This is a genomic window from Flectobacillus sp. (genome assembly GCF_049240685.1).
GTDB lineage: Bacteria > Bacteroidota > Bacteroidia > Cytophagales > Spirosomataceae > Flectobacillus.
Map to the genome: position 1 here is coordinate 1 of NZ_JBMLSD010000171.1, position 12,602 is coordinate 12,602.

A 12,602-nucleotide genomic window follows, 5' to 3' on the forward strand; every position below is an offset into this window, starting at 1 on the left:
GTAGGCAAAATAAAATTTAAGATTGTGCTTTGGAAAAAAGCATGACTGTAGCTATTAAAACATTTTAACACTCTTTGCCTTGTGCCCGTTGCCTAAACACCTAACTTAAATTTAATTTTGCACGCACGATTACTCAACAACAATATGTAATCATTACAAGTTGGAATGGCGCAAATTGCTAATAATATTGTCCTCTATCAGATGTATTCCAACGAAGGCCAATAGACAATAAATTTGTCACATTATTGAGGGAGCTTTGTTGGCTTTTGTAATCTCTCAAGAGATAGTGTAAGTCAACAAAAAAGTTATGTTTAAACTGATAAGAAGCTCTAACATCAACAGTAGTACTTTGGGTAGCCACGCCTTGCCCCAACGTATTACCTAGGTTGTCTTTATATAAAACCCATCTACTTCTGGAGTTATAATCTAACAATATATTACGTCCCCAATTTGTTCCGTTGCTATCGTCGCCGTAACTGGCAAAAACAAATCTACCTACTAATTGTAGTTTTGGCATAGGCTGAAATCTTACTGTATGAGTCCATTCATAAAAATTGGCACCCAAAGGATGAGCCAATGCCTGATTATAATGTGAATAACTCAAGCCTGTATAGCTATGGCTGTAGGTATATGGTCTAGCCATATTGTATTCGCCTTGATAGTCGAGGTGGTTTATGCCAAATGCATCAATATATTTGAGTCCTATTTGTGTACCGTATTTGTTTGTCCAAGAGCCAGTATTAGCAAAAATCTCTTTAATAATAAATTCATCCAACATAAATTGTCCATAAACAGAGAATTTTTTAGCAAAATTATATTTAAAATCTAATCCGACTAAGGCGTTGTCGCCACTTCCCTGAAAGCTTTCTACAAAACGATAAAATATAACAGGATTAAGATAATTTAATTCAAATCCACCCAATCCATTAGTGCTATCTCTTTTAAAAATTACACTTTCGGTAAGGCCAATATTGAGCTTTGGAGAAATATTGACACTTAAATGATGCATTGCCATGTATTTCTTAGGAAAAACTTGATCGGGCGAGATACGACCGGGATTGATGAGCTCTGCAAAAAGGTTTTGGTACTGAAATGCCCCAATTTTGGTGGTAAGTTTTAAGAATAAATAAGGTGCTGCATTATCAGAAAGAATCATCGAACGAAATCCATTTCCAATAATATTTTTATCATGCCCAAATTGTATACCTATATTTTTGGTGGCCTGAAAGGTTATATATGCCCTTGCCGAAAAGAAGTCTGTCGTTAGAGGGTCTTTTTTAAAATACTTGGTCAGCCCTTCGCCAGGCATACCTGCAATTTGCGTAGCGGTGGTTGGGGTATTTTGATTAAAATAATCTGCGTATGCTTTGATATAATCAGGAATTCTGGAAATATTATCGGTCATATAGGTATAAAAACCAATCTTTTCGTTAATCATTCCTCTAATCTCGATGCCACGGGTATTTAAGGAATAAAAAGACTGATTCCCACCTGATATCGCACCAATCTGCACATTCATGACTGGATTGATGTGCAAATCAATATCATTGTTATGTATTGAATAAGCATCCGAAGGCTTTTTATAGAAGTACTTCCATAGTGAAGATTTACTGCTATCAGGAGGAGTCGAAATCCATTCCCAATTATCATTCAAGAAGTACTTGAAGTTATATTGATCAATATAATCAGCCTTGAGATTGGGGTCTTGAGCAATTGTTTCTACAAATTGCGCTACATCACTGCGGGTATAGGGTTTTATACCAGTGTGAAAAGTTTTAGAAAATCGACCATATTTGATTTCATATCTATCAAGCAAATCATAGTAGTCTGTATTGAGCGGTACAAAAACACTTTGTGCTTGAGTATGATCAATAACGAGTAAGATAAACAAGATTAACCCCCAAAGGCGTTTAGAGAACATAAGCAAGGCTTGTTTTTTTTAACAAGATTAATGTTTATATAAAACAAATGACGATAGCGTTGTAACTTTGTCACAAATCATAATTGCTACATTGCTATGGCCATAGGGAAATATTTTGCGGTAATGGTGGCCACTTCAATTAAGTTTTTGAATGGTCCTATTGCTGGACTAATACTAGAATTGACGTGGTGGGAAACCGCCATTTGCACCATTTTAGGAATGATGATTACCGTTGTTTGTGTTTTGGTAATCGGAACAAGTGTGCGTAGCCTGATACAAAAATATAGAAAAACTCCTGCAAAGCTATTTTCTCGTCGTACAAGATTTGCGGTGAAGTTATGGAGAAGAGTAGGTATTTGGGGAATATCATGCTTTACACCCTTGTTTTTTACCCCAATAGGAGGTACTTTATTGGCGTTATCATTTAGGGTATCGGTGCTGAGAATATTGGTAACAATGAGCATTTTTGCCATATTTTGGGGAGTAACACTCACCTATGCACTATTTCAGCTAAGTGCTTTGCAAGCGTTGTTTTTACATAAATAAAGTATGAGTTATTCCAAATTTTCATCAAAAAAGCGGTCAGAAAATATTTCCTGACCGCTTTTTTGATGAAACCAAACTAGATTTTACTGGTATTGAAACAATCACTCAATTAACAATGACTCTTGATTATGATTTCTTCATGTAGTCGCCTCTTGAGAAATACTTCTCAATCATACAATACAACAAAATAAAGAAATAACGACTTCCCATTTCTTTAATCTTTAATTTTGACTCTCCGTATTTACGATTAGTCCAACTATTAGGGACAACCGCATAAGAGTAACCACGCACGTAGGCTTTTAAAGGCAACTCAACGGTAAGGTTGAAATGAGGCGATAAAAAGGGTTTTATTCCTTCAATAGTTTCACGTTTGTATAGCTTAAATGCATTTGTGGTATCATTGGTTTTGATACCCGTAGTTATTTTTACAATGAAGTTAGCCACACGATTGATAAAGAGTTTTAGTTTGGGGTAGTCGTAAACTTTACCGCCTTTTATAAAACGACTTCCAAACACGGCATCCACATTTTGAGCTACCATGGTATTATAATATTTCACCAAATCTTCAGGGTCGTCTGACATATCGGCCATCATAACAGCGACACAATCACCCGAAAAACGCTCTAGTCCGTATCGTACTGCATATCCAAAGCCATTGGGACCTTTGTTGGTAAAATACACTAAAGTAGGTATTTCTGATTGGAGAGATTTCAATACCTCTTCTGTACGATCTTTTGAATTATCGTTGGTTACACAAATTTCGTGATCTATATTATATTTTTTGAGTGTGGCATACAGCGTTCTAAGCGTTTCAGGAATTGACTCCTCTTCATTGTATGCGGGAATAACAACACTTAATTTCATTTTGGGATATTAATTGGGCAAGTGATGAGAATATTAGCTATTTTTTACTAATTCAGTAGCATCAACTTGCTGAATCAGTTCGTGATACTCTAAGGCTGGGACAAAATGTTTTTGAGTTCTGTAGTTTAATACCGTAAATACCAAAAACAAGGAGCTCAAAAATGCCTGTAAAATTACAATAATAGAAGTTGATACCAGTGTAGTGGCCCAACCTGGCGATGCGTAAGGCGTCGTCAGTCGAATAACCGTAACTACCAGTGCGACCAAAATAGATAATACTACTAGCACCAAGGAGCTCAGAACAATCCGAACGGCAACAGTATCGAGGTATACAGAGATGGCACTCAGTCCATGTAAAATCAGGGATACCAAATTCATTTTTGACTTACCTGCTAACCTTGTACCCCGAATGATTGGTATAGAGCTGTAGGGCAATTTTGATCTGATAACTCCGCCAGGAAAGTGATTCCATATTTCGGAAACGTAGGCTAGCTTCTTGGCATGTTCGAAAGGAAGAATGCTGAAGTTTCCAAACTCAATGACTTTTCCTGTCAATAAGCAAAATAAGGCTTTATAAATCAGATATCCAACACGGAAAATGGGTCCTTCACTTCTTTTAGCTCGTTTGGCAAAAACAATTTGATTCGTCTTTACGCATGCTTCAAAAAGCCCTTCCATATCTTCGGGGCGGTCTTCTCCGTCAGAGTCCATCACCAAGATATAGTCGCAAGTACGCTCTTTGGTTAAGAATGCAAGTCCAAGCGCTATTGCTTTTTGATGGCTTACATTTCTCCAGAGTCTGATAATCTCAAGTTTATAAGCTGAAAAACGATGTATATCACAAGGAATAGATGAGCAGTCATCCACGATTACAAAGGATAGTTGCTCAAAAAAACTAGGCTCAACGGCTTGTTTGATTCGTTCGAGTAGTAGTTCTAGAGCATCCCAATCGTTATAAAGCGGAATGAGTATTTTTATGGTATTGGGCATGATATTGTTAAATTGTAATACAGACAGGTTGTAGCCGAGGAGGAGTTCTCGTTTTTCTTTTCACTATTACCAACAAATTTGTTTGAAGACTTACCAAACATTCTCTAAATCTTTTGATTCATACAAATGGTTTCTGTCTTGATAAACAGAGTTTTTACCTTCTTTTAGTCGTAAATTATCTTTTTTAGTAAGTTTGAAGATAAATGCAATAGGGGTAAGGAATACAAAGAATATGGCAGACAATAAAATTTTTGCATTGATATTGCCTAAAATTAGGGCGAACTTTCCCCAAACCCAAGTAATTTTTTCACTAAGAAAATCTGAAAATACGCCTGTCAAACCAATTACTAAGGATGCAATTAGTAAAGCTTTTGACTTAAAAATAACATATAATACTAACAACCCTACTGTAATAACCAGCATGGTTTCAAGGTTTTTTTCTCTTTTCATAAAATAAAGCAGTTTGATTCTCCAAGTCAAAAATGGCTAGGAGCAAAATGTTTCTATAATCAATACCTTAGAAATACAAGAGAGCTATAATGCCATGATTATAGCTCTGCTCGTAGAGGCCTTTTGCTTAGAATAATGTATAAATGAATGGAGCAATGGCTGAACCACCACCAATTACAATTAACACACCAATTAATAATAAGACAATAATAACTGGTAAAAGCCACCATTTTTTGCGCTCTTTCAAAAAGCTAAGCAAGTCTGTTAAAAAATCCATGGTATTGTTGTAGTTTATGCTGTTGTGTAAGCGTTATTTGGGTAATTGGGCTTCCTTAATCTTTTGAATCAAAGCCTTCGTAAATACTTGGTTTCCTAGTGCCGTAGGATGCTCGTCATGAGGAATTGCATATCTAGGGTCTAATGGATTAAATAATTTCGAAAGGTCAATTACTTTAACATTACGCTCTTTCAATAATCCTATAATAAGATTGCTATCTATGGTAGTTGGGTAAATGACTGCATAAAAGGGCTGTCTTGGAAATTGTACCTCAAATGCTTTGGCAGCTCCTGCAATTACATCGGCTGTGAGTGCATAATCATCCTTCGTAATTTTGAAGGGATACCCTACCTTAAAGAGCTTAAGAAGATTGCTTTCCAACATGATGCTATACATCAATGACCGTAGTTTTCGACCATTACTAAATAACCCCGAATGTTCAAGCTTTCCTGATTCATTATGATAATAGGGCGCATTTCCTCTGTTGTAACCAAAGTTGGTCATTGTACCAAGTACTCGATTAACATGGTCATCGATGTATATATAGAATCCGACCCCATGCTTTTCTTTTACAATTTGTGAGGGAGCTTGGGTTTCCAATCGAGCAAGTGCTTGATGTGGTCCGTAGCCACTATAGGCAAAATTGTAAGGAGTAAAGTTAGTGGTATATTGACCAAAATAAAACGGAATAGTCTCATTACTTTGAACACCCTCCCCAAAGGTCATTGAGCAGCCATAAAACTGAGCAAAATCAATTGGTTTTTTGGAACTATCTGTGGGTGTTATTCTCAGACTGTTGCTATCAGTTTGATAGCGAATGTCGTAAATCGCTTTACCATCTACCTTCTTTATTCCCGAATAAGTACCATTAGGTTTGGGTTTGTATCCTAGAATTGGATCCATATCCATAGAATGCTCGGGTCCTTCAATTTTAGGTCCTTTGTTTGCTTGTGCTTTTAGTACCCAGCCTGAGCCTATTTCAAGTACAGCCACAACTAGTATGGTCATGAAAAAGGCAAGGAATAAATTTAATAATGCCTCTACTTTGAACTTTACTCCCGTCCACAAAGCCCATAATAAAGCGATGATAAAGCTCCATTTGGCAATAGGTAACATCGGAATACCAGCAACAACCATGTTGCCATCACCTTTTATCAAATCCAAAAGCAATAAACTTGTACTGCCTACACAAAGCAGTATCAGTCCAATAGCTATAAGAATTGCTAATTTTCTGTTCATAAATTCAATGGTTTAGTCTAGTTTGAATTCATTTTTCCACTCGTCACCTTCATTCCATTTTGGTTGATTGACTTTTGAGAAAAGGAAGTTTCCAACAACTAGGTAGTCCATTTCTGTACGCATAAGACATTTGTAGGCATCTTCTGGCGTACATACGATAGGTTCGCCACGAACATTGAAGGACGTATTCACAACAACTCCATAACCTGTTTGTTTTTTAAACTCATTAATCAATGTCCAGTATCGAGGATTGGTTTCTTTATGAACAGTCTGGATGCGTGCAGAAAAGTCAATATGAGTAATAGATGGCAAGTCAGAGCGTAAATAATACAGTTTTTCCATCAATGGCAGCGAACGATAATTGGCAGGTAGTGGATTTCTACGTTTTTCTTGTACACCATGCACCAGCAACATATACGGAGAATAACCATCAAGCTCAAAATAATCTGCTGCATCTTCAGCCAAAACAGAAGGAGCAAAAGGTCTAAAGCCTTCACGGTATTTGATTTTGAGATTGAGTTTTTTCTGCATTTCCGAATTTCGTGCATCTCCCAATATACTACGTCCGCCAAGCGCACGAGGGCCAAACTCCATTCTTCCCTGAAACCATCCAACAACATTACCTTCCGAAAGAATTTGAGCAGTACGTGCAGCTAGTTCATCAAAATTCTCGAAGTAGGTATATTCAGCTTTATATTTTCGAGCCATTTGCTTTGTGTCCAAATCCGAAAATTCGGGGCCCAAATAAGAGCCTTTCATTTCGTCCAAAGCATTTGGTGTTAATTTTCTATCCTGTTTAAAATAAATGTACTCGCCAGCCAGAGCTGCACCCAAGGCTCCACCAGCGTCGCCAGCGGCAGGTTGGATGTATACATTTTCAAAAATATTGGCTTTTTGTAGTTTGCCGTTTGCTACACAATTGAGTGCAACACCACCCGCCAAACAGATATTTTTGGAGCCTGTGAGTCGTTGCGCTTCTTTGGCCATTTTGATGACGATTTCCTCTGTAACAATTTGAGCAGCCAGTGCAAAGTTACAGTGAACCTCTTCGAGATTTGACTCAGATTCACGGCGTTTGAAGCCAAATAGTGCTTCCCATTCTTTATCTTTTACCATTCTTAGGCCTGTTGCATAATCGAAGTATTTCTGATTAAGCCAAATAGAGCCATCTTCATAAATGGTAATAAGTTTGGTTCTGATAATTTCGGCAAACTGGAGGGTTTGTTCTGAATTGGGGTCACCATACGGTGCGAGGCCCATCAGTTTGTACTCACCAGAATTTACTTTGAACCCCGCAAAATAGGTTATTGCAGAGTAAAGCAAGCCTAAAGAATGCGGAAATTGTAATTCTTTTAAAATTGTAAGGTTTTTGCCTACACCATGACAAATAGAAGCAGTGGCCCACTCGCCAACACCATCGATTGTTAATACAGCGGCATCTTCAAAGGGAGATGGATAATAAGCACTTGCTGCATGTGATAGGTGATGTTCTGGAAAAAGTAATTTAACTTTCTTTTTATCAAAATTCCCTATTTTGAAGAGTTCCTCGTAAAGCATACGTTTGAGAAACATTTTTTCTTTCAACCAAACAGGAATAGCCGTTAAGAACGAAAGAAGCCCTTTGGGTGAAAACGCATAGTATGTTTCGAGAAGACGTTCAAATTTCAACAAGGGCTTATCATAGAATACAATAGCATCTAATTGATCTAAACTCAAACCAGCTTCTTTCAGACAATATTCAACTGCAAGGGTTGGAAACCCCGGGTCGTGCTTGATACGAGTAAAGCGTTCTTCTTGGGCGGCTGCAACAATTTCACCATTTTGTGTAATTGCAGCAGCTGAGTCATGATAAAAAGCAGAAATACCTAATATGTTCATTAATACAATGGCCATGAAGGCCTATTATGTTACTTGGAAAATAATCATCAAACCAAAAGAATATATCTCATTGGTAATGAACTGTAATGTAGATAATTGACTCATACTAGAAAACAAACGTTTGCTTTGTCTACTTCAGCAATGAGGTCAATTGATAAACTTCGTAAATTTAGCATTTTTGATTCAGAAAGGCGGTGTTCTTTTGAGTCGAGCTAAAAAATAAAAAGAAGTAAACTTAGTACTGATAAAGGGTATTATTTTATAAAAAAATTTTTGTTGTAAATAAAATGTTTTTCTGTTAGTGGCTAAAAAGATTTACTTACAACTCAAATTATTAGAAATGACGGCACCCAAATTTATCAAATATAGTCTTCCAGAAGTTTAATTACAAATCTTTAAGGTTGCAAATCACTGTTTTTTTGACGATAAATCAAGCATAAAATCGAGATTTAATGATTTAATAAAGAAGGACTTAAGAGTAAATCCTAAGTCCTTTTTGTATTATAATCGGCTTGCAATACCGTCGTGGATTTGTTGTAATGTTTCGTTCAAGCCGTATTTCCAGTTCCAAGTAGGATAATGTTCCTTAAACTTCGAGAGGTCTGAGATATACCAGATGTGGTCACCGATACGGTTGGTTTCTGAATAGCTATAGCTCATTTTTTTGCCAGTGATTTCTTCACAAATAGCAATACCTTCGAGCATTGAGCAGTTGGCAAAACGACCACCACCTGCGTTGTAAACTTCTCCAACGCGCGGATTTTGGTAAAAATGCCAGAACATATTTACTAAGTCATAAGAGTGGATATTGTCGCGAACTTGTTTACCCTTATAACCAAAAATCGTATAGTGATTACCTGTAATAGCGCATTTCATAAGATATGCCAAGAATCCATGTAGCTGAGTACCAGAGTGGTTTGGCCCAGTCAAACACCCACCACGGAAAATACCTGTTTTCATACCGAAGTAACGACCGTATTCTTGTACAAGGATATCTGCGGCAACTTTTGAAGCACCAAACAATGAGTGTTTTGTATGGTCGATACTCAAATTTTCATCAATACCATTTGTGAAATATGGGTGATTTTGATCGATTTCCCAACGAGTTTCAGTTTCGATTAATGGTAAGAAATTTGGATTGTCTCCGTAGACTTTGTTGGTAGACGTAAAAATAAATACAGCCTCAGGGCAATGCAAACGAGTCATTTCGAGCATGTTGAGGGTACCATTGGCATTTACTGAAAAATCAGTGAATGGTTCTCTTGCAGCCCAATCATGAGAAGGCTGCGCTGCTGTGTGTAGAATCAACTTGATATCAGCCCCAAATTCCTTGAAGATAACCTCTAACTGAGATACTTCTCTAATATCAGCTTGATAATGCTTATAATTAGCGAATTGTTCTTCTAGGCGATTGCGATTCCAAGCAGTTGAAGCTTCCTGACCGAAGAAATATTGACGCATGTTGTTATCAATTCCAATCACGAGGTCAAATTTCTCAGAGAAGAATGATACCGCTTCACTACCAATAAGGCCAGCAGAGCCTGTTACTAATGCAATATTCATAATTCTAAAAAAGGGGGGGTTAAATCAATAAGGCAGAAAAAATGTTTTGGTGCCTTCCAACTAAAAAGCGTTACAAACAGAGTCGCAACGCTTTTTATCATCTATAAAAAAAGATTGAAATCTTCAAAAACTAATTTCCTTGAGTAATTTCAGCGGCAGGGCCGTACAATTTCTCACGAATTTTTGCAGCTCTTACTTCGTTTTCTGGCTTAGCTGTATACTTGTTTTTTGTTTGACGTGCAGCACTGTCTGGGTGAACGCCGTACACATACTCATCTCCTGCACGTAGGTCTTTTTGCTTGATAGTATTGTTTTTTTGGTAGTCACAAGCTACTGCTAACATGGCTACTGCTGCGATGGCTAAGATATTTTTGCGATTCATTGCTATGTATTTATTTGACTCGTTATCAGAAACTAGGTCACAAAAATAACCCCAGTTTTTTAATTAAAAAAGTTTCTTGCCAAGTTAAACTACCTTTTTTCGTAAATATGCTATATCAATTCTCTTACAAGCATTTAGAATTGAGTAAACTTGTACTATTCTTAGAATGGTAGTCCAATTGCAATATTCAAAATTAAGTTTTCTTTCCGCCATTCGGACTTAGAAAAATCAATGTCTTTGATGACCCATCTTTCAGACTCAGGGAGGTATGGCTTGCGTAAGGGTGTTGCCAAATCGAATCGAAGTAGCAGATAGGTAAAATCAAAACGAAGGCCAATCCCCGCACCAACAGCCAGTTGCTTATAGAAATCTTTTGTAAAAACACCATCTGAACCATAAAGAACTTCGTCTTTGTACATCCAAACGTTTCCTGCATCCACAAACAAAGCCCCTTGAATAAAATCATTCACTTTTGCTCTAAGTTCTGTATTTAATTCTAATTTCATATCACCCGCTTGCGAACCCAAAAAGGTAGTTGCATTATCTCCTGTTGCCAAATATGAACCAGGCCCTATACCTCTTGCCACAAATGCTCTGATACTATTACTTCCCCCAACAATGTATTGTTTGGGAAATGGAAGCGAATTAGAATTGCCATAAGGTAGCCCAAAGCCAAGCATAATACGGTTGGCCCATTTGATTTTGCTATTGATAGTCTTGCTATATCTTAAATCTAGGTCACTTCTGAGATATTGTGAATATCCTACACCAAATAAGGTCTTGGCTTCTCCGCTTGTGTTCGCAGATTTGGCTAATGCTCCTGCCAAATTTCCAGCCAATTCAATACTTCCTGAAAGCGCAAAAGTTGAGCTCTTGCTTGGTCGTGGATTGTAATAAAACTGATAAATCGAACTTGGGATAATGGTGTTTTGGTCTAATATCGTTCCCAATTGTTGGGGTGCAAACAAGAGCATGTAGTTGATGTAGTCAAATGAAAAATCAAATGTTCGTACATAACTCATCGATAGTGGCGTAAAAGTGTGCCTAAGTGTAGCGTTCTGACTCCAATCATAAGCCAACGAACCGCTCAAGGAGGTTGTTCTATACATGCCCCCACGATTGATGTATTCGTAGTTAACGTTGAATGTTGTAGAAGGTAAAGACTGATTGCGGGTTGGATTAAACTTGATAAAGGGTACGGCAAAACGTGGTAAAGTAAGCGAGGTTGCCACCTTATAAGTAGAGTTATTGAGCGAATTAGCACCGCCACCTACTTGAAATTGTAACCCTGTAGAAGCCGAAATCGTAAATATTTCAGCACCCTTAAATAAATTGAGATTTCGCCAATTCACGGCAATATCGGTACCATTAAAGTTATTTGATTTGGACGAACCACTCAATTCTGCTTGCAGTGACTTATGTTTTTGGGGAGTTAGATAATAATATACATCCAGCAAGGCCGAATCTGAACGAGTTACTAATTCAAATTTGTTTTTGACAAACTTAAAGTTTTTGAGATTAATCAAACGCGATAAGGATATATCTTGAAAACGACTTGAGTAATTGCGTCCATGACGGAATCCAATAGCATCTGCAAATACTTTTGGGCGGTATTTGTGTAGAGGGTCTTGGATTTCAATACCTTGATAATAAACCGAACTTGTCTTTAGGCTATCTACTCGAGTGTCGCCATAATCGGTAATTACATGAATATCGTTGATGTAGTATATTTTTTTTGCTACTTGTGCTACATCTGGTTTTATTTCAATCGTGATATCCACTTTATTTTTTTTACTCATCGAGTCCGCTTTAAATATCACATAGTCGGGGCGGAAGTAATAAAATCCTCGCTGTTTTAGTTCACGCTCTATACGGTTACGCTCCGCTAAAAGGGTTTCATAATTGTAGGGGTTTCCTCGTACCAAAAGTGTTCGCTTTTGGGCATTGACCAAAGCCTTGCCAAAAACGCTCGTATCAGCATACGTTTCGAGATGAATTGAATCTAAGAGATATTGAGGCTTTAGATTGACGGTGTAAACGGCTTTGGCTAATCGCTTTTGATCCACTAGGTCTCCTAGAGTAGTAGTTCTGAAAAACCCTTCATTGTTTAATAGCGCATTGATTTGTTTGACATTGGCATTGATAACACCTCGGCTAGCTAATACAGGGGGCTCTCCAAATTTACGGCGAAACCAAGACCTAAATCCCTTTGTTTTGCGGGGTTCGCCCATCACATAATAGAGCCACACACGGTATGGAAACCCCATGATGGCTGTGTTGGGTTTGGGTCTTACAAATTCGGCTAATTCGGTGCTTACACGTTCAATTTCGGATTTTTTGATACTTGAATCCGCCTTGATTTTAATTTCGGCTCCTGTATATAGGCTTTCACCAGCGGGGAGCTTTTTAGTCACCGAACAGCTGGCTAGTAGAAGAATTAGACCAATATATAGTGCACTCTTTTGAATCATGTTTTTATGTGGATATTTTAG

11 protein-coding genes are annotated in these 12,602 nt (G+C 37.5%); all 11 read right to left on the reverse strand.

Annotated features, from left to right (window positions below):
* Nucleotides 1-178: 178 nt before the first annotated feature.
* Nucleotides 179-1,921, reverse strand: coding sequence for a hypothetical protein (locus tag ACOVQ4_RS07865; protein ID WP_421820105.1), 1,743 nt, complete (start codon nucleotides 1,919-1,921; stop codon nucleotides 179-181).
* An 86-nt stretch (nucleotides 1,922-2,007) separates the two neighbouring features.
* Nucleotides 2,008-2,394 carry a hypothetical protein gene (locus ACOVQ4_RS07870; protein ID WP_421820106.1) on the reverse strand — a complete coding sequence of 129 codons (387 nt, stop codon included), beginning with the start codon at nucleotides 2,392-2,394 and terminating at the stop codon, nucleotides 2,008-2,010.
* Nucleotides 2,395-2,593: 199 nt separating this feature from the next.
* Nucleotides 2,594-3,331 carry a glycosyltransferase family 2 protein gene (locus tag ACOVQ4_RS07875; protein ID WP_421820107.1) on the reverse strand — a complete coding sequence of 246 codons (738 nt, stop codon included), beginning with the start codon at nucleotides 3,329-3,331 and terminating at the stop codon, nucleotides 2,594-2,596.
* A gap of 33 nt (nucleotides 3,332-3,364) precedes the next feature.
* A complete protein-coding gene (locus ACOVQ4_RS07880; RefSeq protein WP_421820108.1) occupies nucleotides 3,365-4,321 on the reverse strand; it encodes a glycosyltransferase in 957 nt (318 codons plus the stop codon).
* A gap of 90 nt (nucleotides 4,322-4,411) precedes the next feature.
* The gene (locus tag ACOVQ4_RS07885; protein WP_421820109.1) at nucleotides 4,412-4,771 is read right to left on the reverse strand and encodes an SxtJ family membrane protein; all 360 of its coding nucleotides are present in this window, start codon (nucleotides 4,769-4,771) and stop codon (nucleotides 4,412-4,414) included.
* 127 nt (nucleotides 4,772-4,898) lie between these two features.
* Nucleotides 4,899-5,048 (reverse strand): DUF5989 family protein, encoded by a 150-nt coding sequence (locus tag ACOVQ4_RS07890; protein WP_421820110.1) that lies wholly within the window; start codon nucleotides 5,046-5,048, stop codon nucleotides 4,899-4,901.
* A gap of 33 nt (nucleotides 5,049-5,081) precedes the next feature.
* Nucleotides 5,082-6,287, reverse strand: coding sequence for a hypothetical protein (locus tag ACOVQ4_RS07895; protein ID WP_421820111.1), 1,206 nt, complete (start codon nucleotides 6,285-6,287; stop codon nucleotides 5,082-5,084).
* A 12-nt stretch (nucleotides 6,288-6,299) separates the two neighbouring features.
* A complete protein-coding gene (locus ACOVQ4_RS07900; protein ID WP_421820114.1) occupies nucleotides 6,300-8,165 on the reverse strand; it encodes a carbamoyltransferase in 1,866 nt (621 codons plus the stop codon).
* 501 nt (nucleotides 8,166-8,666) lie between these two features.
* The gene (locus tag ACOVQ4_RS07905; protein ID WP_421820112.1) at nucleotides 8,667-9,728 is read right to left on the reverse strand and encodes an NAD-dependent epimerase/dehydratase family protein; all 1,062 of its coding nucleotides are present in this window, start codon (nucleotides 9,726-9,728) and stop codon (nucleotides 8,667-8,669) included.
* Nucleotides 9,729-9,858: 130 nt separating this feature from the next.
* Nucleotides 9,859-10,110, reverse strand: a complete 252-nt coding sequence (locus tag ACOVQ4_RS07910) for a hypothetical protein (protein ID WP_095160665.1) — start codon at nucleotides 10,108-10,110, stop codon at nucleotides 9,859-9,861.
* 161 nt (nucleotides 10,111-10,271) lie between these two features.
* A partial coding sequence (locus tag ACOVQ4_RS07915) for a BamA/TamA family outer membrane protein (RefSeq protein ID WP_421820113.1) occupies nucleotides 10,272-12,602 on the reverse strand: 2,331 nt, incomplete at its 5' end.